This is a genomic window from Halomonas sp. H10-59 (genome assembly GCF_040070555.1).
Taxonomy (GTDB): Bacteria; Pseudomonadota; Gammaproteobacteria; order Pseudomonadales; family Halomonadaceae; genus Halomonas; species Halomonas litopenaei.
The window spans coordinates 2,149,135-2,172,256 of the sequence record NZ_CP098828.1; the positions used below are offsets into that span (position 1 = coordinate 2,149,135).

Here is a 23,122-nt window from a genome sequence, read left to right on the forward strand (position 1 = left end):
CAGCATCTCCGGGCTGCTGAACCGGATAAATGCGCCGGGCTACTGAACCGGAACAATATGCCGGGCGATTTTGCAGGGCCTATGTTTCGGGCGACTGAAACAGCCGACTCTGACGCGCAATCCGTCGTTCGATGGCCTTGGCCAGCACCACGTCGCTTGCGCTGAGCAGAGTGAAGGTCTTCTTGGCGCGGGTGACGGCGGTGTAGACCAGTTCGCGGGTCAGGATCGGCGACAGGGTGTCCGGCATCACCAGGGCGGTATGGACGAACTCCGAGCCCTGGGACTTGTGCACCGTCATCGCGAATACCGTCTCGACCCGCTGCAGCCGGCTGGGCAGCACCCAGCGGATGCCGCCCTGGCCGTCACCGGCAGGAAAGGCCACGCGCAGGGTGGTACCGGCCTCGGGGTTGGCGAACTCCACCGGCACCTTGAGGGCAATGCCGATATCTCCGTTCATCAGCTTGAGCGCGTAGTCGTTGCCGGTGACCAGCACCGGGCGGCCTTCGTACCAGTGGGTGCTGTGATCCGGCTTGTCGATCAGTCCGGCCCGCGCCAGCGCCTGCTCGATGCGCTGATTGAGCGATTCGACCCCGTAGTGGCCGGCGCGCAGCGGCGTCAGCAACTGGAACTGGGCGTGGGCCTCGAGGATGGCAGAGGCCCAGCGGTCCCACTCGGCTCGCTCGGATGACAGCGACGGGCGTGGCCGCAGCAGGCCGCTTTGCTCGAGTGCGCCAGCTTCCGGGGTGCCGGGACGCGGGGTGATGGCGCCCAGATAGAAGCGATAGCCCCAGGCCGCGTCCTGGCCTCGGCCATCCAGCGCCAGGGTCATCAGGCGCCGTTCGTTGGCGCGGGGCAGGGCCTGGCGCTGGGCCTGGGGAAAGGCGGTGTCGTCCAGCACCGCGAGCGCCCGCCGGCTGTCGCCTGCGTTGATGGCGCGGGCGAGCTGGCCGATACCGCTGGCGTCATCGAAGCGAAAGGAGTGGCGCAGCATGGCGACGGATTGATCTAGCGCCCGGCCGTCGCCGTCGTGCAGGGCCTCGGGCAACGACAGCCCGGTAGCCGCTTCGAGCCAGTCGCTGACGTCGTTGCGATAGTGGCCCTGTTCGGCCCGGGCGCACAGGTTGCCGAGGACCGCGCCGGCTTCCACCGAGGCGAGCTGATCCTTGTCGCCGAGCAGCACCAGGCGTGCATGGGGCGGCAGGGCGTCGAGCAGCGCCGCCATCATGTCGATGTCAACCATCGACGCCTCGTCCACCGCCACCATGTCCAGCGGCAGAGGGTTGAGGCGATGATGATGGAAGTGACGGGTATCGGGTCGGGCGCCGAGCAGCCGGTGCAGGGTCGAGACCTCGTGGGGAATCGAGGCGCGTACCTGGGCGGCGTCCGGCAGCGGCAGTTCGTCGAGGGCGGCGATCTGGTCGCGAATGGATTCGCTGAGTCGCGCCGCCGCCTTGCCGGTGGGGGCGGCCAGGCGTATCGCCAGGGGGGCGCCGCGCTCAGCGATGGCCTGGGTCTGCAACAGCGCCAGCAGACGGATGACGGTGGTGGTCTTGCCGGTGCCGGGGCCGCCGGTGATCACCGCGAAGGGGGCGCGTGCGCCCAGCGCACAGGCGAGCTTCTGGGAGGCGGCCTGGTCGGCACGCGGATCGGACGGGGGAAACAGCGTATCCAGCACCGGACGCAGGCGGGCGGCGTCACCGTCGGCGGTCGGATGATCCTCGGTTGGAGTGTCCTGAGTTGGAGTGCCGGGCGTCGACAGCCGCGCGGCGATGGCGCTGGCGACCCGCTGTTCGTTGCGCCAGTAGCGGCGTAGATAGAGGCGCTCTGCCTCGAGAACCAGGGGGCTGGCGCCTGGGCCTTGCGCCACCGCCGACCAGCGCTGAAGCCGGTTTACCCAGTCGTCGCCGAGACGGCCGAGCAGGGCCTCCGGCGGGGGCGGGGCGGTGTCGTCACGCGCCACGTCCCGAGCGACGGCGATCAGTGTCTCGGGCTGGCGGCGGGCCTGATTCAGATCCAGCAGCAGATGGCCCTGGCCGGCCTGGTGGCTGACCAGCATGGCCGCCAGCAGGCAGCTGGCGTCGCCATCCGGGGCGAGCCTCGCCAGGCGGTGGGGCAGCGCCGCGTCCAGATCACGGATCCAGCCGTGCTCGGCCCAGGCAAACAGCAGCGACAGCAGCGCCTCGGGGTCGGCCAGCGCCTGCTCCGGGGTGGCAAAGGGCGAGGACGGCAGGGCGGTCGAGGCGGCATCGCCCGGTGTCTCGCCGTTCCCCTCGCGGTGTACCTCAGGGTTAGCCTCACTCATGCCATTGCCTCCCCGCTGGTGTCATTGTCATGGCCGGTGGCGCTTTCGTGGGTTGTTGTCGCGGTTGCGGTTGCGGCGTGGCCCGCCTGTCCTGCCAGGATATCGTCGAGTGCCTCGATAAAGGCTCGGGGCGGCTTGATCGCGGCGACGCCGCGCGAGGGCGCGGTAATACCGCGCAGAAAGACCAGCATGGCCCCTCCTACGTGGCGGTCATAGTCATAGTCCGGCAGGCTCTGGCGCAGGTGGCGATGCAGTGCCACCAGGTAGAGCGCAAGCTGCATGTCGTAGCGCTTGTCGAGCATGGCGGCGCGCATGGCGTCCTGGTGGTAGGCGTCATCGTCCGGACCCAGCCAGTTGGATTTCCAGTCGATGATATAGAAGCGCCCCTGATGCTCGGCCAGGAGGTCGATAAAGCCCTTGAGCAGGCCGTTGAGGCGCTGATAGCCCAGTTGGGGCCTGGGCTCTCCGGGAAACAGATGCTGGCGGGTGAGCTTGTCCATGGCCGGGGTGATGGCGTCATGGGTGGCGAACCAGAAGTCGGGCTCGGCGCGGTAGCGCTCAAGGCTCGCCAGCAGCGGCCCATGGTCGGCATCCTCGCCGTCGGGGCGCTCTTGTGTGGTCGTGGTCAGCGGCGTGGTCAGCCAGCGACGGATGCCATCGGTCAGCGCCTGGGTGTGTTCTTCCCAGCCGCGGCGGCGGCAGCGTTGGGCCAGGCGGGCAAGCAGGCCTGCATCGTCAAGCGCGCTGCTAAAGCCGTGCTCGGCCAGCGCTTCCAGCACGCCGTGCAGGAAGGTGCCAGGGCCAGGGCCCCGCGGGAAGGCGTGCAGGGTGCCGTGCTCGGGGGCGCCGGCTTCCCGCACCGCGGGCACCAGGCGGGCGTCCAGGTGCTCTTCCTCGAGCACTTCGGCCTCGGGGGTCTCGGGGGCGGTGGCTCCCTTCTGGGCCAGCGAGGAGTAACTCGCGATCCACCAGGGGGCAAAGGGGCGGTGGCTGGGCGTGCGCGCGCCCTTGGTGGCGAGCTCGGTGGTGACCGGGTGGTACTGGATCTGGGGGGTATCACTGCTGGCGTCGATGGCGTCCAGGGCGATGGCGTCGAAGCCCCCGCTCATGGTCTCCCAGCGCTCGCGCAGGTTTGTCAGGTCAGGGATCGCCTCACCGCCGGCCAGCAGGTAGCCCAGCGCTGACTTGTGCAGGGTGGCGCTCCTGGCGTTGCCGAGCTTGAGGGGCGCAAGGCCAACGAAGGTGGCGTGGCGCGCTCGGGTCAAGGCGACGTACAGAAGCCGTACCTCCTCGGATAGCCGTTCGTCGTCGGCAAGCTCAAAGCCCTCCTTGGCCATCTCCTTCTTGGCCGCCAGTTCGAGCAGCGGCTGGTCGTCGACGTGGTACAGAGGCGTGCCGGACTGGCCGCTGATCTCCTTGTAGGTGCACAGGAACGGCAGGCACACCAGCGGATACTCGAGCCCCTTGGACTTGAAGATGGTCACCACCTGGATCAGGTCGGCGTCGCTTTCCAGGCGCAGGATCTGCTCGTCGTGGCCGGGGTCGTCCAGGTGTTCGGCGAGCACGCGAATCAGGGCGTGGTCGCCGTCCAGGGTGTCGCTGGCCTGCTGGGCCCATTCGGCCAGATGCAGCAGGTTGGTCAGGCGACGCTGGCCCTGGTGGGCGCCGAGCAGGCGCTCGGGGATCCGGTAGTCGTGCAGCAGCTGGCGCAGCGCCGGTAATACGCCCCGACGCTGCCAGCGCAGGCGGTAGCCAAGAAAGCGCTCCTGTACCCGCTCCCAGGCGGTCTCGTCGCGTTGCAGCCGGTCGAGCTCCGCCAGTCCCAGGCCCAGGGTGGCGGTGGCCAGGGCCGTGCGCAGGGTCGACACCGACTCCGGGTTGGCCATGGCCTTGAGCCAGTGATGCAGGTCGCGGGCCTCGGCGGTGGCGAAGACGCTGTCACGATCCGACAGGTAGACGCTGGCCAGGCCGCGCTCGCTCAAGGCGTTGCGTATGGCGCTGGCCTCGCTGCGATCACGCACCAGGATGGCGATATCGCCGGCCTTCAGCGGTGTGAGCTTGCCGTCACCGGCGTTCGTTGAGGTGGCGAAACCGGCGCTTGGAGAGCCGTCGCCAGGACTGGCCTGATTGAGCCAGTCGGCAATGCGGTCGGCGCAGTGGCGGGAGGCCTCGCGCAGGTAGCCTTCCTTGTTAAGACAGCCGTTGTCCTTGTTGCCGTCGGCGATCAGCCAGCCGGTAAGCGCAGCGGCGGGCTTGCCATCCAGGCACAGGGTTTCCTTGCGACCGTTGGCGCCGACGGATTGAAAGGGCAATGGATTGTGGTCGTCGGCGGCGAAGCGGAAGGCCGCGCGGGGGTGGCTACGTTCGGCAAACGCGAACAGCCGATTGACTGCCGCCACGGCGGCCTGGCTCGAGCGGAAGTTGGTGTCGAGGCTGTGGTGATGCCCGCGGGTGGCGTGACGGGCGCCCAGGTAGGTGTAGATGTCGCCGCCGCGAAAGCCGTAGATCGCCTGCTTGGGGTCGCCGATCAGGATCAGCGCCGTGGCGTCATGGTCAGGAGCGCGTGGCCCATCCAGGTCGTGCTGGGCGTCTGGCTCAGCGGTGGGCGCATCGCCGATACGATAGACCCGCTCGAAGATGCGGTACTGGGCCGGATCGGTGTCCTGGAACTCGTCGATCATGGCCACCGGGAACTGCTGGCGAATGCGCCGTGCCAGGGTCTCGCCGCCGTCGCCGTCCAGGGCGCCGGCCAGTCCGGTGATCATGTCATTGAAGCCCATCTGGGCGTTGGCCTCGAGCTGCTCGGACAGCCGCCGGCTGACCCAGTCGCGCGCATCCGCCAGCACCTGCGGGTAGAGCTCGCGCTGTAGGGTCTCGACCTGCTCGTCGTTATCGCGACACGCCTCCAGGGCCTCGAACAGGCCAAGCTCGGGCACCTCGGTGCCCTTTTTTACCCGCAGCTTGGAGCGCGCGAGCTTCTGCACGAAGCTCGCCTCGGCAAGGGACAGCTTGCCGATTGCCCAGTTGTCGAGCTGTTCCAGCCAGCCGTCGAAGGTGTCGTCGTCATCCTTGCCGCGAAAGCTGCCGCCGTGCATCGCCGGGCGCAGCGCGTGCAGGCAGTCATGCACTGCCTCCTTCTCGTCCAGATAGGCGCGGCGGGCGGCGTCTTCCAGCTTGTCGGCGCTCCCACGGGCGTCGCTGAACTGGGCGAGATGGGCACCGAAATCACCAGCGGCCAATGGCTCGCCACAGAAGACCAGGCTGGCATCCTCGCGGCTCAGCAGGTTGCGCAGCGCCTTGTTCAGCCCCTGGGGCGAGCCGAACAGCTCGACCATGGACGCGGCCAGGGGCTCGTCGAGGGGGTAGACGCGGGTGCGCCAGTAGTCGGTAACCGCCTCCTGGGTCATCTCGCCGAGATCCTTGACCACCTCCTGGCGAAACAGCTTGCCGCTGTCGAAGGCGTGCTCCTTGAGCATCCGCTGACACCAGCTGTGGATGGTCGAGATGGCGGCGTCGTCCATCCATTCGGCGGCAAGCATCAGTCGCCGGGCGCAGGCGGGCCAGGCGTCGCGCTCGAAGTCGTCGCGCAGCGCGGCCAGCAGCGGGTCGCGTTCGGCGAGGCCGTCGTCCGGGGCCGTGGTCGAGCCGTCGTCCCTGTCGCCGGCGCGAAAGGCCTCGGCGGCCTGGACCAGGCGCGCCCGGATACGATCGCGCAGCTCCTGGCTTGCGGCCTCGGTAAAGGTCACCACCAGGATATCCGGCGGCACCAGCGGCTGACTGAAGCCATTGTCGCGTCTGCTGGCCGGGTTGTCCGGCTGGCCGTGGCCCAGCACCAGACGCACGTAGAGCAGCGCGATGGTGAAGGTCTTGCCGGTGCCGGCGCTGGCCTCGATCAACTGGCTGCCCTGCAGCGGCAGCGCCAGTGGCAGCGGTGTCTGGCCGGCGTTGTCCGGGGAAGGCGGTTGGTCGTCGGTGGAAAAAAGGTCGGACGGTAGGCTCATGCGGATTCCTTCCCGGTGGTGGCGTTACTCTTGCCCGATGCTTTGTCAGAGCCCTTGTCTGAACCCTTGTGAGAGCCCTTGCGAGCGCTGCTGATCCAGCCATGCAGGTCGGCGTAGAGCTCACGGCAGGCCTCGGCAAAGCCCTCGGCGCCGATCAACTCATCCAGGCTTGGAAATTCGCGCAGCAGCAGCGGGCTTCGCTCCGGCAGTTTTTCCCAGGCCTGCTCCCAGGCCTTGCGTAGTGTGGCTGACGTCTGGGCGTCTGCCGGTGGCCAGGCTGCATCCTCTGCCACGGGGTATTCCTCGAGCAGAGCAAAGGCGATGTCGGGGTGGCAAGGCGTGGCGCCCTGCATGGCGGCAAGCCAACGCCGCATCAACGCATCCAGGCGTCTTGCGGCCTGTTCGCGGGGCATGCCGGGGATCTCCAGCACGCCGCTGGGCGATACCAGATGGCTCGGAGAATTCGGGTAGAGGCACTGCAGCGCCAGGTGCGCCGGCCAGTGACGCAGGATCTGGCTCCAGTGAAAATGCTCGCCCTGGTGGATCTGGCTGGTCAACAGCACGATGCGGGCGACCTCACTTGCGTCCGCGTCGCCCTCGTCGCTGGTCCCGGAGGAGGGGGCAGAGTCGGTCGCGTGCAGGTGGGACAGGGCGTCTTCCAGTACCAGGGTCTCATTCGAGTCGGACAAGGGGAGGCGACTGTCGTGGCGAAGCTGCGGCGCCCGCTCCAGCGAGCGCGGGTAGCGCTCGAGCAGTTCGCGGTAATGGTCGAGAGCGTCGGGGATTCGCTCAAGCAACTGGCGGCGGATCACCGGGCCCACCGGTGGCGGCGGGTAGTGGCCGGCGCGTTGCTGGCGCTGGACCTGGCGTTCGATCAACAGGGCCGGGTCGCAGGCGCGGTCGTGGGCCAGACGCTGGCCAAGCGGCTGCACCAGGGCCTCGCGCTGCTGCCATCTGGCAAGGCCGGCGAAGGCGAAGGGTTCGTCGTCGTCGCTCAGCGTCTGTTCGTCGCGCATGCTGGTGGACAGGCGCTGCTGGAACAGGGCGCTGACGGGATCGCGCAGCAGGCCTGAAAGCTGCGACAGGCCGATGGCGCCCTCGGGGCGCCAGGGTGGTAACGCCTCATCGGCTGAGGTGGCCGCCATGGGGTCCGGGTGACGAGAATCACGCTGGTGCAGGGTCTGCCACTCGTCTGCGTAGGTATAAAGCGGCGAGTCGGCCAGGAAGTAGCCGGCGCCGAAGGGCTGCAGCGGGTGCTCGGTGGTCAGGGCGGTGAGCAGGGCCTCGGTCATCTGCTGTTCTTCGGCCAGCGAGCGCTCATCGTGGGGCGGTTGGTCGGGAAGGCGCCAGCCCTTGCCGAGGTGGTCGCGAAGCTGGCCGACCAGCACGCTGGGCGGCTTCTCGCCGTTGTCCTGGGGGCTGCGTCCGCACCAGCTGATGGTCAGTCGGTCCCGCGCCGACAGCAGCGCCTCGAGGAACAGGTAGCGGTCGTCGTCACGCCGGGAGCGGTCGCCGGCGCGATAGTGCCCGCGCATGGCCATCAGGTCGAAGTCCATGGCCTCGGCGCGGCGCGGGTAGGCGCCGTCGCTCATGCCCAGCAGCACGACGTGGCGGAAGGGGATCGCGCGCATTGGCATCAGGGTGGCGAAGGTGATGCGGCCCATCATGAAGCTCTGGGACAGCTGGGGCTGGTCGATGCGCGAAAGCCAGCTTTCGCGCACCACCGCCAGCGGCAGGCGGATGCCGACCTCGGCCGAATCGACCTCGTCGTGCCAGGTCTCGAGCGCCGCCTGGATGCGCCCGAGCAATGCCTCCTCGGCACTGGTGCCGGGGGCCAGGGTGTGCTCCAGCATGGTTCCCAGAACCTGGTCCCATTGGCTGGCGGTCTTGGGTTCGAGCAGGCTCTGACGAACCTCGTCGAGGGTCATGATCAACCGGTACAGCGGTCCCACGAGGGTGGCGTCGAGGCCGGCGACTTCGTCGTAGGGCACGATGTCGCCCCAGTCCTCGCCGTCGTCGCTGGCCTCGCCCACGGCGTAGCCCATCAGCATGCGCTCGAGGCCGAAGCGCCAGGTGTGCAGCTCGTCGTGTTCCGGCAGGCCGAGTTCGGCTCGCTGGGAGGCATCGAGGCCCCAGCGTACGTTGGCCTCGCGAATCCAGCGCTGCAGGGTGGATAGGTCCCCCTCGCCAAAGCCAAAGCGCGTGCGGATGGCCGGGATGTCCAGCAGGTCGAGGATCTCGCTGGCGCGAAAACGCAGACGCGGCAGCGACAGCAGGGTCTCCAGTGCCACCAGCATGGGTTCGCGATGGCGTTCCTGCTGGTCGGCCACGTGGTAGGGCAGGTGGCGCTTCTCGCCCGGGGCGAACTGGCCGAATACCGCGTCGATATAGGGCGCGTAGTCGTTGATGTCCGGCACCATCACCATCACGTCCCTGGGTTCGAGCGTCGCATCCTCGGCGAAGGCCTCGAGCAGCTGGTCGTGCAGAACCTCCAGTTCACGCTGAGGGCTGTGGCAGATGTGAAAACGGATCGAGTGGTCCTGCTCGGGATCAAGCGCTGGCCACTCGGCCTGGGTTTCCGCCAGCGGGCGCAGGTTGAGGATGTCGTCCTGCAGCTGGCCCAGCAGGGTGTCGGTGGCCGGCGCCAGGAACAGATCCACCGAGTCGTCGAGCAGGGCGCTCAACGCCTCCACGTCGGTGTGGTCATGTTCGCTGAGTAGCTGCAGGTAGTCGCGGCCCTGCTTGCCCCATGCCGCCAGCAGCGGATGGGCGTGTAGATGCAGCTGTTCGAGCGAGTGGTGAAGCTCCGCCGGCATGCCCTGGCGACGGCGCTGGCGCACGTGGCGGCGCAGGACCTCCTGGGTCTCGATGATCTCGCCCCAGTAGAACTGGCAGGGGTTGAGCAGACACAGCACCACCTCGCTGATGCTGGACAGGGCGGCCAGCACCTCCAGGGTCTGCTGGGGCAGCGACGAAATGCCGAACACCACGATACGCGGCGGTATTTCCGGGGGGCAGGCGGTCTCGCCCCGTTCGACCTCGTGGGTCAGCTGCTCGGCGGCCCGCTTGAAACGCTGGTGCACGGCGCCGCGGTGACTGTGGCGCTGGTCGGCAGGCAGGGCGTCGCTGATCCTGCGCCACAGTGCCGGCTGCCAGCGCTGGTCATCGGGGACCTCTGTGACACGGTTACCGGGCAGGGTGAGCACATCGTTGCCGGCCTCCCAGGCGGTGAGCCAGTCGGCGCGATAGACCTGGTACTGATCGAACAGGTCAGCCAGGCGCTCGGCCAGCTGGTAACGCTTGCGCTGCTCATCGTCCTCGCGCAGGTAGCGCGCCAGCGGCTCGAACAGCGGGTCGTCCAGGGCTTCGGGCAGCAGCTTCATCAGGTGCCAGCGCAGGCGGCTCTTGTCCCAGGGGGAGGTGGTCGGCACCTGCCCCGAGCCTTCCACCGCCTCGATCACCGCGCGGTAGGCCTGCCACTGAAAGCGCGCGGGCAGGGCAACGTCGGTGCCGAGGCAGACGCCGTAGCCCGGTTCGCCCTGGCGCTCGGCGATGGAGGTCTTGAGCCACTGGGCGATACCGTTGCTTTGCACCAGAAAAAGGGTGCGCGCCAGCGGATGCAGCGGGCGTCGCCCCAGCCACTTCAGGGTCAGATCACGCAGATCCTCCATACGGTTGCCCTGCAGGACGATCAAGCCCGAGGCGGCGGTGGTATCGGTCATGGCGAGTTCTCTGTACTGCGTGAAGGCGTGGCAGCCCGAGGCGGTGACGGCGCTTGCTTGAACAGCACAGGCTTCGGCATCGTCGGGACGTCTCGGCATAGCCTAATGGATGCGGCGGCGGGGATCACCATCACCGGATGACCACCGTGTCTGGTCGTAGACGGGCATCATCTATAGACCAACATCGCAAGGCAGGCTTCGTCTGTGATGAAGAGGCGGTTCGATGGGGGTGAGCAAGTGTCGGCCTCGGCCAGGCGGTGTCTTGCCGAGCACTACCGAGATGGCAACAGCTCATCGACCGGGGCGATATAGCGGCGAGCCGGCTCGTAGCGCTTTATCAGGCCATCGGCGGGCAACCATTCAGTCGGCCAGCGCCAAAGATCGATAGTGAGCAGGTAGCGCTTCATGGATGATTTCCATCAAACAACGCTTCGATGACGTCCTCTTTCGGCGGAGCATCCCAGCCAGCCTCCGCCTCGATACGACCCTTGGTCAGACCATAGAGCTCATTCAGGCCAAATCCTCGATCTTTCAAGGATTCAATGCGTGCAACCGGCTTCCCGTTCTTGCAGATCAGTACCTCCTGCCCGCGCTGAGCGGCAGCGGTCAGCTGGGATAGATGGGCTTGGCCTCGTGCATGTTGGTCTTGAGACAAATTTTTGCAGACATTTGAGCAGCCACGATGAGCTTCCTGTTAGCTAACCACTTGGTTAAGGATAGTCTGCAACAGAGAGGGCCGTCGTGTGCGCGAAGCACCTTGGGCACCGTGATCCACGCGCCCCGGAGTCCTTATCGAGAGTCTCGGTTTCTGACCACGAACCACAGCCAGATAGCGACACTCAGCGACAGATAGACCACCAGCGGAAGGGCGAGAAACAGCGCCAGCACCTTGATCGAGAAACCTTCCTTGAAAAAGTAGACGATCAGCAGCAGCGGGAAGATGCTGGCAACCAGCAGCGGCCCAGCCTCACGCCGTATCCACTGGACGACCGCGGTGGTCTTGTTGCGCATAAGCGTCCTCTGGTGGTCGTGGTTGGTGTTGCAGGAACAGCCGGAGCCCTGCTGACGACATCTTCCTGCCGGTGATGTCGGCGACGTTGTGCCGGTGCTCTTCGCAGGGACTGCAACGAGATGGTGACTCGCCTGGCTGCGCGCCTTCAGGGCTTCGAAGAAAGGCCGTCGGCGCACGTGCAATCCTGCAGGCGCTGCCGACGGCCTGCTGCATCGCAGATCAGAGCATCTCTTCGATGTTGTTGATGGTGGGTTCGAGAATCAGCTCGCCTGTGCCCTGTTGCACCACGCGATTGGGTTCGATGAAGCAGGTCACCAGGCACCTGGCGCTTTCACCACCATCAGAGATGGTGAAGGTCTTCTTGGTGGAGACAACCCTGCCCTGCACAAAGACCAGGCTGGTTTTTTCGCCTTCCTCCGCCGTGAAGGGAAGCTCGATTAGATCATCGGTAGCTGGAACTTCCTGCAAGGAGTCGATCTGGTGCTCCGGCATTTCCAGTGGCGTGGGTTTCAGCAACAGTGGCTCGAGGGACTTGGTGTTCAGGGAGTCCGTAAGCTGAAACATCAGTCGGTAGTTCATGTCAGTTCCTGATTGGTGTCGTGAGACGCAGCCACTGCTGTGCGTCGATTTCCTGCCGGCCATTCCTGCTCGCCCTGGCGGCTGCTCGAGACGAGCAGGTCTACCCCGTCTGCTGCCTTGTATCCGTTGGCCGGCAGATGTCGGGTATGAAACGCCAGAGAATTCAACCATTTGTCGAATAAGAGCAGGCTAATATATAGCATTGGTAGTATCCGATCGCCAGCACTTTACGGTGACCGTTCGATGCGGCGGCTGGCGGTATAGAGGCACTGAGCGCAGGTCGCGGTAGCAGCCTGGGTCCCGCAGGGGTATCGGCTCCAGACAGCGCGATGTAGCGACGCCACGAGGAGGACAAAGCGAGAAGGGTGAAAGTAGCAAGTGGGCCGAGTGGATAGTGCAGGAGGTAGTGCTGTCGATAGCGGAGTAAAAAGAGGAGTGGATAACGGTGTAAAAAGCGGAGTGGGGTCAGTTCAGGCGGTGTCCACGTGTGAACTCGACGCGACAAGAAGGGGGTGGCGAACACAACGAAAAACGGCCACCGCTCTGATGAGCAAGGTGACCGTCATTCTTGAATTCAGTGGTCGGAGCGACAGGATTCGAACCTGCGACCTTTGCAACCCCATTGCAACGCGCTACCAAGCTGCGCCACGCTCCGACTTGGCCTATGGGTTGTGTGACCGTCTGGCCTGTCCCCCGAAGACGAGGCGTATACTAGCGCGTTCGTTTTAAAATGAAAAGCCCCTTTTGCGCTTTTATTTCAATTGGTTGGAAATTGACCAGCCCCGGGCGTCAGCGCTGCCCACTTTGTCCGTGCTCTGACACACTATTGGTAGGCAATGGGACATGAGGAGGACCAGGGAATGCCGCTGATTCTGGGAATGAGTCTACTGCTGGCGTGTCAGTTCGCTGGTGAGTTGATCGCGCGGGGGCTGACGTTACCGATACCCGGGCCGGTGATCGGAATGGTGATTCTGCTGATCGGCCTGTCGATTCGCGGCAAGGTGCCGAAGAGCCTGCGTACGACAGGGGAAGGTTTGCTGCGCTACCTGACGCTGTTGTTCGTGCCTGCGGGTGTCGGGTTGATGGTGCATGGCCGCCTGATCGCCGATGACTGGCTCGCCATCGCGGCGACGCTGGTGCTGTCCACGGCCCTGACCCTGGCGGTCACCGCCTGGGTCATGGCAAGGCTGGCCGCTCGCCGGGGAGGTCAGTGATGGATGTGGCCGAACTCGATGAGCTGTGGGTCTATCTGTCCGGCAATCCGCTGTTGTCGCTGCTGGTCACGCTGTTGGCCTTCGCCTTGGCGGTGCGCATCAACAAGTGGCTGGGCGGCACGCCGCTGCTTCACGCGGTAACCCTGAGTATTGCCTTGATCATTTCCTTCCTGCTGGTCACCGGGATCGACTACGCCACCTACTTCGAGGGCGCCCAGTTCATCCACTTTTTGCTGGGGCCAGCCACGGTGGCGCTGGCCATCCCGCTGTATGACCATCGCGAGCGGGTGCGTCAGCTACTGCTGCCGCTGTTGGTAGCTTGCGGCGCGGGTATCGTGACCGCGGTGGCCTCGACCCTTGGTATTGCCCTGTTGTTCGGGGCGGCACCAGAAACCGTGCTGTCGTTGGCGCCGCGCTCGGTAACGTCGCCCATCGCCATGGGGGTGGCGGAGAAGATAGGCGGTATTCCGTCGCTGGCGGCGGGGCTTGTGTTGATTACCGGCTCCATCGGCTGTGCGCTGGGGCCGTTCATCTTTCGTCTACTCGGCATCAAGGACCCGGTGATCCAGGGCTTTACCATGGGACTCTCCGCCCACGGCTTTGGTACGGCCCAGGCGTTCGCCAAGCTGGGGGCCATGGCCGGCGCCTTCTCTGGTCTTGCCATGGGTCTGACGGGCTTGATCACCGCCTTTTTGCTGCCGCTGATTGTGGCGATATTCGGACTCTGACCTTCGTCTAATGCGCAACGCAAATTGTCTCCGGCTGAACTATGGTCAAGCGAAGGGATTGGGCCGGAGGTCAAGATGTGGAAGACCATCAAGTCGGTACTCGCCGCGTTTTTCGGCGTGCAACGCGAGTCCCGGCGTCAGGAAGACTTCACCACCGGCAAGGCGTCCAGCTTTATCGTCGTAGGCATCCTCATGGGGGTGCTGTTTGTCGTGATTCTGATCGTGATCGCCACCCTGGCGGCGGGTTGAGTGACCCGTTGGCAGGGTGGCGTCTTGCGTTGACGGCTCGGCCCGCTACAGGCGGGGCAGTGACCAGGCTCTTCTATACTCGAGCCATTGGCGAGCGAACAAGATAACAACGAGCTCCAGGAGGCATCGATGCGCATGCGGCATGTGTGGATGACTGCGGGAACGCTGTTCGCAGGACTCGGAGGGCACCTCCAGGCGTCCGACTGGAACATGCCGGTCGGGGTGACGGACGTCAGTCGTGAGGTGTATTCGCTGCACATGACGATCTTCTGGATCTGCGTGATCATTGGCGTGGTGGTCTTCGGCGCCATGTTCTACTCGCTGTTCCGCTATCGTCACTCCCAGGGCGCAAAGGCCGCCAAGTTCCATGAGCACACCACCGTCGAGGTGATCTGGACGGCCCTGCCGTTGCTCATTCTGGTCGGCATGGCAGTGCCGGCTACCGCCACGCTCAAGAAGATGTACGACGCCTCCGACGCCGACCTGGATGTGATGGTGACCGGCCAGCAATGGCGCTGGCACTACAGCTACCTGGGTGAAGATGTCGACTTTACCTCCAACCTTGCGACCCCCCGCGAGCAGATCTCCGGCGAGAGCGAGAAGGGGGAAAACTATCTACTCGAAGTCGATGAACCACTGGTGCTGCCGGTGGGCAAGAAGGTACGCCTGCTGCTGACCGCCGACGACGTCATCCACTCATGGTGGGTGCCCGAACTGGCGGTCAAGCAGGACGCGGTGCCAGGCTTCGTCAACGAAAACTGGGTGCGCATCAACGAGCCCGGCATCTATCGCGGCCAGTGCGCGGAACTCTGCGGCAAGGATCACGGTTTCATGCCGGTGGTGGTCGAGGCGGTCGAGCAGGAGCAGTTCGATACCTGGTTGGCCGAGCGCAAGGCCGCTGCTGCCCAGGAGGCCCAGGGGGTGGATCGCGAGTGGTCCATGGACGAACTGATGGAGCGTGGCGAGCAGGTCTACGGCTCCATCTGCGCCTCCTGTCACCAGGCCGATGGTAGTGGCCTGCCGCCTGCCTTCCCGGCGCTGGCGGGCAACCAGGCATTGCTGGACGAGCCGGAGCGCCATCTGGATACCGTCGTCAATGGTGTCTCGGGTACCGCCATGCCGGCCTTCCGCACCACCCTGAATCCGGTGGAGATCGCCGCCGTCATCACCTACGAACGCAACGCCTGGGGTAATGAGACAGGCGAGGTGACCCAGCCGGCCGATATCGCCGACATGCTGTCCGAGTAGCCGGACGAACGGCTGTCGGGATCGCGATTGGAGCAGCCGTTCAGGTGCCGGGAAATGCAAGCACAAGAGATGAACGAGCAAGGGAATAGCGAACAAGGGATGGTCGACGAACGACCAGTCCGAGCAACCGGGGGCTCTCAGGAGTCACGTTGAACGCACCATCGACGCCCGCCAAGAGTCAGGCAGGCGGCCAACAGGGGAGATCTTCGCCATGGCGTCACTGCCTCCCAAGCATCGACTCGAGTCGTCGGCCTCCGAGGCCAGTTCGGCGGGACACGACGAGCATCACTATCGCCCAGGCGGTCTGATGCGCTGGGTACTGACCACCAATCACAAGGAGATCGGTACCCTTTATCTGATCTTCTCCTTGACCATGTTTCTGATCGGTGGGGTCTTCGCGCTGGTGGTGCGGGCCGAATTGTTCCAGCCCGGTCTTCAGCTGGTGCAGCCCGAGTTCTTCAACCAGATGACCACCATGCATGGCCTGATCATGGTGTTCGGCGCGGTGATGCCGGCCTTCGTCGGGCTGGCCAACTGGATGGTGCCGCTGCAGATCGGGGCGCCGGACATGGCGCTGCCGAGGCTCAACAACTTCAGCTTCTGGCTGCTGCCGATCGCCTTTACCCTGATGTTGAGTACGCTATTCATGCCGGGTGGGGCACCGAATTTCGGCTGGACCTTCTATGCGCCGCTGTCCACCACCTACGCGCCGCCGTCCACTACCTTCTTTATATTGTCGCTGCACATCGCCGGTATCAGCTCGATCCTGGGGGCGATCAATATCATCGCCACCATCCTGAACCTGCGCGCGCCGGGCATGCGCCTGATGGACATGACCCTGTTCGTCTGGACCTGGTTGATCACCGCCTTCCTGCTGATCGCGGTAATGCCGGTGCTGGCCGGGGTGGTCACCATGATGCTGATGGACATCAACTTCGGCACCAGCTTCTTCAATGCCGGTGGCGGTGGTGATCCGGTGCTGTTCCAGCATCTGTTCTGGTTCTTCGGGCATCCCGAGGTCTACATCATGATCCTGCCGGCCTTCGGCATCGTTTCGGTGATCATTCCGACGTTCGCCCGCAAGCGGCTGTTCGGCTATGCCTCCATGGTCTACGCCACAGCTTCCATCGCCATCCTGTCGTTTTTGGTGTGGGCGCACCACATGTTTGTGGTGGGGTTACCGTTGGTGGCGGAGCTGTTCTTCATGTACAGCACCATGCTGATCGCAGTGCCGACCGGGGTGAAGGTGTTCAACTGGATCACCACCCTGTTCCGGGGTTCGATCAGCTTCGAGCCGGCGATGCTGTTCGCCATCGCCTTTGTGGTGCTGTTTACCATCGGTGGCTTCTCGGGGCTGATGCTGGCGATCTCGCCGGCGGACTTCCAGTACCACGACACCTACTTCGTGGTGGCTCACTTCCACTACGTGCTGGTGCCCGGCGCGGTGTTCTCGATCATGGCGGGGGTCTACTACTGGCTGCCCAAGTGGACCGGCCACTACCCGCACCTGCGGCTGTCCCAGTGGCACTTCTGGCTGTCGATGATCGGGGTCAATCTGACCTTCTTCCCGATGCATTTTTCCGGGCTTGCCGGCATGCCGCGAAGAATTCCCGACTACTCGTTGCAGTTTGCCGACTTCAACATGCTCTCCAGTATCGGTGCCTTCATGTTCGGCTTCTCGCAGCTGTTGTTCGTGGTCATCGTGATCATGTGCGTGCGGGGCGGCAAGAAGGCGCCGGCCAAGGCCTGGGATGGCGCCGAGGATCTTGAGTGGACGGTGCCGAGCCCGGCGCCTCTGCATACCTTCGAGCACCCGCCTCAGTATCGGCCGGTGGAGCACTGAGTCGGGAGTGTCGCCATGACGGACGTCGTCGAGGATCGCAGTCCCCAGGTTCGACGAACCGTGGTGAAGACTCTGGTGGTGCTGGCGGGGATGTTTGGCTTCGCGTTTGCCCTGGTCCCGCTGTATGACGTCTTCTGCCAGGTGACGGGTCTCAACGGCAAGACCTCGACCAGCGCTCAGACGCTGGTGCACGAAGAGGTCGATACCGAACGCACGGTGACGATGCAGTTCGTGACTCGTGGCAGTGCGGGACTGCCGTGGAAGCTGGAGGCCCACAGTCGCCAGGTTCGGGTTCACCCAGGGCAGAGCACGGAGGTGTATTTCACCTTTCGCAATCTGGGTGACCAGGCGCTGGTGGCAAGGGCGGTGCCCAGCGTGACCCCGTCTCCGGCGTCGTTACATCTGCGCAAGCTGGCCTGTTTCTGTTTCGACAATCAACGGCTGGCGCCGGGGGAGAGCTTCGAGGCGCCACTGGTGTTTCAACTGACCCGCGATCTCCCCGAAGAGATCAAGACCGTGACCCTGGTGTACACGCTCTACCCGCAGGACCAGGGACCGGACGTGGCGGTGGCGACGGTGGCCGACGGCGCACCGGGCAGTGACAAGGGACGCCGACCGGCGTCTGGCGAAGATCCAGGAGGTGAAGCATGAGTGGTGGCAGCTACTACGTACCCGCGACCAGCAAGTGGCCGATCCTCGGTTCCCTGGCCATGGGCGTGATGATGGTCGGCGGGGGCACCTGGCTGGTGCACGGGGCGGCGGGGTCGCCGATCATGCTGGCGGGGCTGGTGGGCATCCTGGCGGTGATGGTGCTGTGGTTCAGGGATGTCATCAAGGAGTCCATGTCAGGGCTCTATGACGCCCAGATGGATCGGTCCTTCCGCTGGGGCATGGGTTGGTTCATCTTCTCGGAAGTGATGTTCTTCGGCGCCTTCTTCGGTGCGCTGTTCTATGTGCGGACTTTGGCGCTGCCATGGCTCGATGGTGAAGGTGCCAAGGGCGTGTCGGCATTGCTGTGGCCCGACTTCACCGCCAGTTGGCCGCTGGAGAACCCACCGGACAGCGCCATCTCGGGGCCGACCGAGACCCTGAGCCCTTGGCAGCTGCCGCTGGTCAACACCCTGCTGCTGGTGTCCTCGAGCATTACCCTGACGGTCGCCCACGAAGCGTTGAAGATGGGGGAGCGTCGCGCTACCCACAACTGGTTGTTCGGTACGGTGCTGCTGGGCACCTTCTTCATCATCATCCAGGGGGTCGAGTACTACGAAGCCTACCATCACCTGGGCCTGACTCTGGAGGCGGGCATCTACGGCTCGACCTTCTTCATGCTGACGGGCTTCCATGGCCTTCACGTCATCATCGGCACCATCATCCTGGCCAGCATCCTGATGCGTATCCGCAAGGGCCATTTCAGTGGCGACAACCACTTCGGTTTCGAGGCGGCGGCCTGGTACTGGCACTTTGTCGACGTGGTCTGGCTGGGGCTGTTCATCTTTGTCTACGTGTTCTGAGGCAGGCGGCGTGGGGGCCGCTCAGCCGATGGTACCGGTGGCGAAGCCATAGGCCAGCAACGCCAGCAGCAGGGCGGCCAGGGCTACCCGGATCTTTAGCGAGACCAGCAGGCGGCGTGAGTGGCTGTCGTCCTTGAGCAGGAAGCCGACCCCGGCCGCGAGACTGGCCAGCATGGCCACGAACACGATCAGAATCAGGATCTTGAGCAGCATGGTGAGAGTCCGTTCGAGTGAGGGGAAAAGGCGTGGTCCGGGTCGGCTGGTGGCCTGGTGCCTGCTGTGTGCAGCGCTGATGGCGCTGGGTATCGGCCTTGGACTATGGCAGTGGGAGCGCGCCGCCGGCAAGCGCGACTATCTTGCAAACCTTGCCGAGGCACCGACCTTGAACATGCCAGGGACATTGCCGCCGGACGGCAGCCGCCTGTCGCTCGAAGGCGTCTTTCAGGCCGACGAAACCCTCTACCTGGACAATCGGATGCTCGGCAATCGACTCGGGGTGGCGGTGCTCACGCCCTTTGTCGACGTCGAGGGACAGCGGTGGCTGGTGGAGCGCGGCTTTCTCGAGACAGGGGTGTCGCGCCAGGCGCCCTACGCAGCGACGCCGAAGGGGCTGGTGTCGCTGAGCGGTGACTGGCAGGCGGACGGCCGGCGTACGCCGCGGTTCGGTGACAACCTCGAAGGCACGCGACTGCAGCGCATCGAACTCGGAGCCTGGGACGAGGAGTTCAGCTTTGCCGGTTGGCTGCATCAGCGCCAGGGTCCCGGGCATCTGGAGGACTGGTGGACGCCTAACGTCATGCCACCAGAGCGACATCTGGCCTATGCACTGCAGTGGTGGGGGCTTTCGTTGGTGGCGCTGCTGGCGCTGCTGTTTGGAGGTCGACGACTCTATCGTGACCTGTGGGCGGCGGGTACCTCACGCCCTGAAACGTCGATCGCCGACATGACCGCGAGGCAAGAACGCTAAGGCCGTGAGATGGCAAGACCGCGAAAGAAAACCGCGAAAGAAAACCGCGGAAGACAACAACGCCGCGAAAGACAGGAAAGGGTCGAAAGACAAGCGACATCAACGAGGACAAGAGGCTAGCGCGAGAGCACGACACTAGGCGCTGTCCGAAAAGTCGACGAGCGAAGGTTAGACAAGGCAAAAATCGGTGAGAAAGCGCAGTTTACGGGGTGTAAATGAGCATTTTGATCCGATTTTTAACGCCGTATTACCGAGTGCAGGCACTTTTCAGACAAGCGCTAGCGCGAGAACGACAGATACCCGATAGCCCAGCGGACACGACAGGACCGAACGTGTCGACGCAAGGAGTGGAGGTGCGAGGATGACGACGATGGGGTGGCAGCGGCTGAAGCTGGTCGCACTGATCGCGATCTTTGTGATGCCCATGGCGCTTGCCTGGGGCATGGTCGAGTTCCGTATCGGCATTCCCGACAACCGTACCGCACACGGGGCGCTTGATGCCGATGTGCCGCCGCTATCCCGGTGGCCGGCTCTTGAGCGCACAGACATTGCCAGTCGCGATCGTGGAGGGGAGGTCGCGGCGCATGCCTGGACCCTGGCCTACGACTGCGGCGATAGCTGCGCCGAAGACGCGGATCGCTGGTGGCGCCTGCACCGGGCGTTGGGCAAGGACGCCCATCGTCTGAGTCGGCTGCGCGTGGGTGGAGACGCTGCCGCCTTGCCTGGCGAGTCGCTGATGACCTGGACCGAGTCGCCGGAGTGGGCCAGTCAGGGGCAGGCATGGCTGCTTGACCCCCAGGGGTGGGTGGCGGTCGCCTATCCTGCCGGGGTGGAGACCCGGGCGGTGATGGACGACATCGAGCATCTGTTCAAGCGCAACCCCGAGCCACCGCTTGCTGCCCTGGGCGAAGATCCCGGTGAGGCCGAGGCTACCCAAGGTGCCACCGAACTGGTCAGTCTGCACGACAGCCAAGGTGCCAGCGAAGACGGCCGCCAGGAGGTGCGCCATGAATGATCGACGCCTGGCGACGCTGCGGCTCTTGAGTCTGGTGGGGGCGCTGTTCACCGCCCTGGTCATCATGGCCGGTGCCTTCACCCGCTTGCTGGATGCGGGGCTGGGTTGTCCCGACTGGCCGGGGTGCTATGGGGCGCTGGTCGTGCCCGATGCAAGCAGCGCTCTGCTGCATAGTCCGGATGCACCGCTGGAGGCATCCAAGGCCTGGATGGAAATGATCCATCGCTACCTGGCCGGATGTCTCGGGGTCATGGTGATGGCCCTGCTGGTGCTGGCCTGGCCCAGGCGGCGCAAGCCTGGGTTTCCCTGGCGTCTGATGCTGATTCTGTTCGCCGCCTTGATGGTGCAGGGGGCCTTCGGTGCCTACACCGTGACCCTCAAGCTGTGGCCCCAGGTGGTAACCCTTCACCTGCTGGGAGGTCTCACGGTGATGACGCTGTTCATCTGGCTGCATCTGCGCCTGCGTCGCGTCGCCAGGGGCGAGGCGGCGCTCGCTGCCCGACCACTGGGGGCGCTGATGGGGGTGGCCACCATGCTGCTGGTGCTGCAACTGGCGCTGGGCGGCTGGACCTCCAGCAACTACGCGGGCATCGCCTGTCAGGGGTTTCCCACCTGCAATAGTCAGTGGGTTCCCGACACCGACTGGGGTGAGGGCTTTCACCTTACCCAGACGGTGGGGCCCAACTATCTGCACGGGGCCCTGCACGCCGAAGCACGCACGACGATCCATCTGGCCCATCGGCTGGGAGCGCTGGTGTTGACGCTGGCGCTGGCACTGGTGGTGATACGTCGCTGGCACCGCCGTGAAATGCGGCCCTGGTTGCTGACGCTGGCAGGAGCGACAGCTTTGCAGGTCGCCCTGGGTATTGCCAATGTGCTGTTGTGGCTGCCGCTGGGGCTGGCGCTTCTGCATACCGCCGGCGCGGTACTGCTGGTCTTCAGTTTTACCCTGGTAGCGTGGAAGCAGCGCCATTCAAGACAGGCGGTGAAGGGACGTCAACGCCAGACCAGAGGAGGGTGGCTCCATGCGTGATGCACAGGCCATGGGGGCAGCGACCCATCCGCTATGGCGTGACTTGCTGACGTTGTGCAAATGGCGAGTGGTCATGGTGATGCTGGTATGCGCCCTGGTGGGGATGTTGCTGGCGATCCCCGGTGCGATATTGCCAGCTGCGCTTAACGCCATGGTGTGCGGGCTTATCGGGATTGCACTGGCCGCCGCCGGGGCGGCGGCGATCAACCACGTGGTGGATCGCAAGCTGGATGCGCGGATGCATCGCACCTCGCGGCGCCCGCTGGCGTCCGGTCGCTTGTCGACGCCACTGGCGCTGGCCTGGGCGCTGTCATTGTCCACATCGGGGGTGGCGCTGCTGGCGCTGACCGTCAATCCGTTGACCGCTTGGCTTACGCTGTTGTCGCTGGTCGGTTATGCGTTGATCTACACAGTGTTTCTGAAACGGGCCACGCCGCAGAATATCGTCATCGGTGGAGTCGCCGGTGCCGCGCCGCCACTGTTGGGCTGGACCAGTGTGACCGGGACAGTGGGAGCCGAGCCGCTGCTGCTCATGTTGATCATCTTTGCCTGGACGCCGCCGCACTTCTGGGCGCTGGCGATCTACAAGCGCGATGAATACGCCGAGGCAGGGGTACCGATGCTGCCCGTGACCCATGGCCTCGCCTTTGCCAGACTGCAGGTCTGGCTATATGGCTGGTTGACGGTGGCCGCCACCTTGCTGCCGTTCACCATCGGCATGAGTGGCTGGCTCTATCTGGTCAGCGTCTGTGTGCTCAATCTACGCTTCATGCAGTGGAATCTCAGGGTCTGGCGTGGACACGACGAACAGGCGCCCTTGCAGGCCTTCTGGTTTTCCATTCGCTATCTGCTCGGCGTCTTTCTGGCCTTGTTGCTGGATCACTATCTGAGCATCGCCTTGAGTCCGTGAGGGCCGACTACCTTCGTTCAACGGTCCGGTGTCACGGGAGTGTCATCGGCAGGTGGCAACAATGCAGGCGGCAGTCACCGGTCTTTCTCGCGATGAATGGTTCAGCCTCTCTGGTAGATGTGTAGAATGCCCCCTTTGACCATCGCACAGGGGGCTGCATGTCCACGACGCTCGCTTATGCCTTGCTCGGGCTTGGCATTGTCATCATTGCCGCGTTGGCGTGGTACGCCTGGTCGTTGAAGAATGAGGTGCGGCGCCGAGAGGGAGTGATTCGGGACGAGGAACGTCGTGCCAGGGAAAATGGCCTGGAAAACCTCGGTCTGGTTGCGTCGGCGCTATTGCAGCGTCAGGTCGATGTGACCGAAGGCTGCTGGCGGTTGAAAGTATTGTTCGAGATCATCGATCCGGCACTGCTTGAGCGGCGCGAGTTCAGAGTCTTTGCCGAGGTCTACGAACAGACCCGTCATCTGCACACACATCAGGCGCGTCAAGAGCTTACGCCCAAGGAGCGGTTCGCTGAAGACAAGCAGCGACTGGCCGTGGAAGAAGCGAATCGCGACGATGTGCTGGCTGCGGCACAGGCTGCGCTGGATTTTCAAGCCCGTTACCCCGACTCTCTCAATTGAGCGATCTCGAACACTGTTCGATGAAGTGAATGACGGGCGGGTATCGCCTGTGCTAGTTTGATTGTACAGAAGCGATACGTCATGATATCGCCTGCAAGGGATTGGTCGTGCAGCAATTGTCTTGCACGATGGGCCGTTGGCAGAAGACGTTGAGATATTGGC

The 23,122-nt window shown here is 64.6% G+C and carries 19 protein-coding genes and 1 tRNA gene; 12 read left to right on the top strand and 8 right to left on the bottom strand.

Annotated features, from left to right (window positions below; translation table 11 throughout):
* Nucleotides 1-79: 79 nt before the first annotated feature.
* The 7 genes from recD to NFG57_RS09385 form a co-directional block, all read right to left on the bottom strand.
* On the bottom strand, nt 80-2,302 hold the full coding sequence (gene recD, locus NFG57_RS09355; protein WP_348816035.1) for an exodeoxyribonuclease V subunit alpha: 2,223 nt from the start codon (nt 2,300-2,302) through the stop codon (nt 80-82).
* Nucleotides 2,299-6,303, bottom strand: coding sequence for an exodeoxyribonuclease V subunit beta (gene recB / locus NFG57_RS09360; protein WP_348816036.1), 4,005 nt, complete (start codon nt 6,301-6,303; stop codon nt 2,299-2,301). Before recB ends, recD begins: the two co-directional genes overlap by 4 nt.
* The gene (recC, locus tag NFG57_RS09365) at nt 6,300-10,025 is read right to left on the bottom strand and encodes an exodeoxyribonuclease V subunit gamma (RefSeq protein ID WP_348816037.1); all 3,726 of its coding nucleotides are present in this window, start codon (nt 10,023-10,025) and stop codon (nt 6,300-6,302) included. The genes recB and recC overlap by 4 nt, the downstream gene beginning before the upstream one ends.
* Nucleotides 10,026-10,297: 272 nt before the next feature.
* Nucleotides 10,298-10,432, bottom strand: coding sequence for a hypothetical protein (locus tag NFG57_RS09370; protein ID WP_348816038.1), 135 nt, complete (start codon nt 10,430-10,432; stop codon nt 10,298-10,300).
* 382 nt (nt 10,433-10,814) lie between these two features.
* Nucleotides 10,815-11,036 (bottom strand): hypothetical protein, encoded by a 222-nt coding sequence (locus NFG57_RS09375; protein ID WP_124804712.1) that lies wholly within the window; start codon nt 11,034-11,036, stop codon nt 10,815-10,817.
* Nucleotides 11,037-11,256: 220 nt separating this feature from the next.
* Nucleotides 11,257-11,616 carry a hypothetical protein gene (locus NFG57_RS09380; protein ID WP_108133728.1) on the bottom strand — a complete coding sequence of 120 codons (360 nt, stop codon included), beginning with the start codon at nt 11,614-11,616 and terminating at the stop codon, nt 11,257-11,259.
* 578 nt (nt 11,617-12,194) lie between these two features.
* Nucleotides 12,195-12,271: transfer RNA gene (locus NFG57_RS09385), tRNA-Pro, on the bottom strand.
* 205 nt (nt 12,272-12,476) lie between these two features.
* Between NFG57_RS09385 and NFG57_RS09390 the strand changes: the two genes are divergently transcribed.
* From NFG57_RS09390 to NFG57_RS09420, 7 genes are all read left to right on the top strand, one after another.
* Nucleotides 12,477-12,830: a CidA/LrgA family protein gene (locus NFG57_RS09390; RefSeq protein ID WP_045991507.1), complete on the top strand. Its 354-nt coding sequence runs from the start codon at nt 12,477-12,479 to the stop codon at nt 12,828-12,830.
* Nucleotides 12,830-13,558, top strand: a complete 729-nt coding sequence (locus NFG57_RS09395; protein ID WP_045991506.1) for an LrgB family protein — start codon at nt 12,830-12,832, stop codon at nt 13,556-13,558. The genes NFG57_RS09390 and NFG57_RS09395 overlap by 1 nt, the downstream gene beginning before the upstream one ends.
* 75 nt (nt 13,559-13,633) lie before the next feature.
* Nucleotides 13,634-13,807, top strand: a complete 174-nt coding sequence (locus NFG57_RS09400; RefSeq protein ID WP_083970217.1) for a DUF2970 domain-containing protein — start codon at nt 13,634-13,636, stop codon at nt 13,805-13,807.
* Nucleotides 13,808-13,942: 135 nt separating this feature from the next.
* Nucleotides 13,943-15,055 carry a cytochrome c oxidase subunit II gene (gene coxB / locus NFG57_RS09405; protein ID WP_253556447.1) on the top strand — a complete coding sequence of 371 codons (1,113 nt, stop codon included), beginning with the start codon at nt 13,943-13,945 and terminating at the stop codon, nt 15,053-15,055.
* A 211-nt stretch (nt 15,056-15,266) separates the two neighbouring features.
* Nucleotides 15,267-16,898 carry a cytochrome c oxidase subunit I gene (gene ctaD, locus NFG57_RS09410; protein ID WP_045991505.1) on the top strand — a complete coding sequence of 544 codons (1,632 nt, stop codon included), beginning with the start codon at nt 15,267-15,269 and terminating at the stop codon, nt 16,896-16,898.
* A 15-nt stretch (nt 16,899-16,913) separates the two neighbouring features.
* Complete coding sequence (locus NFG57_RS09415) at nt 16,914-17,549, top strand: cytochrome c oxidase assembly protein (RefSeq protein WP_083970215.1); 636 nt, start codon at nt 16,914-16,916, stop codon at nt 17,547-17,549.
* Complete coding sequence (locus tag NFG57_RS09420) at nt 17,546-18,409, top strand: cytochrome c oxidase subunit 3 (RefSeq protein ID WP_045991504.1); 864 nt, start codon at nt 17,546-17,548, stop codon at nt 18,407-18,409. Before NFG57_RS09415 ends, NFG57_RS09420 begins: the two co-directional genes overlap by 4 nt.
* 21 nt (nt 18,410-18,430) lie before the next feature.
* On the opposite strand, the gene NFG57_RS09425 is transcribed toward NFG57_RS09420, so the two are convergent.
* Entirely contained in the window at nt 18,431-18,622 is a 192-nt protein-coding gene (locus NFG57_RS09425) for a DUF2909 family protein (protein ID WP_045991503.1), read from the bottom strand.
* Between NFG57_RS09425 and NFG57_RS09430 the strand changes: the two genes are divergently transcribed.
* From NFG57_RS09430 to NFG57_RS09450, 5 genes are all read left to right on the top strand, one after another.
* Nucleotides 18,621-19,376 carry an SURF1 family protein gene (locus tag NFG57_RS09430; protein ID WP_348816040.1) on the top strand — a complete coding sequence of 252 codons (756 nt, stop codon included), beginning with the start codon at nt 18,621-18,623 and terminating at the stop codon, nt 19,374-19,376. The genes NFG57_RS09425 and NFG57_RS09430 overlap by 2 nt on opposite strands.
* A gap of 361 nt (nt 19,377-19,737) precedes the next feature.
* Nucleotides 19,738-20,391 (top strand): hypothetical protein, encoded by a 654-nt coding sequence (locus NFG57_RS09435; RefSeq protein WP_348816042.1) that lies wholly within the window; start codon nt 19,738-19,740, stop codon nt 20,389-20,391.
* Nucleotides 20,384-21,424: a COX15/CtaA family protein gene (locus NFG57_RS09440; RefSeq protein WP_348816043.1), complete on the top strand. Its 1,041-nt coding sequence runs from the start codon at nt 20,384-20,386 to the stop codon at nt 21,422-21,424. The genes NFG57_RS09435 and NFG57_RS09440 overlap by 8 nt, the downstream gene beginning before the upstream one ends.
* Complete coding sequence (cyoE, locus tag NFG57_RS09445; protein WP_348816045.1) at nt 21,417-22,334, top strand: heme o synthase; 918 nt, start codon at nt 21,417-21,419, stop codon at nt 22,332-22,334. The genes NFG57_RS09440 and cyoE overlap by 8 nt, the downstream gene beginning before the upstream one ends.
* Before the next feature lie 158 nt (nt 22,335-22,492).
* Nucleotides 22,493-22,960 carry a DUF2489 domain-containing protein gene (locus NFG57_RS09450; RefSeq protein ID WP_045991499.1) on the top strand — a complete coding sequence of 156 codons (468 nt, stop codon included), beginning with the start codon at nt 22,493-22,495 and terminating at the stop codon, nt 22,958-22,960.
* Nucleotides 22,961-23,122 lie beyond the last annotated feature (162 nt).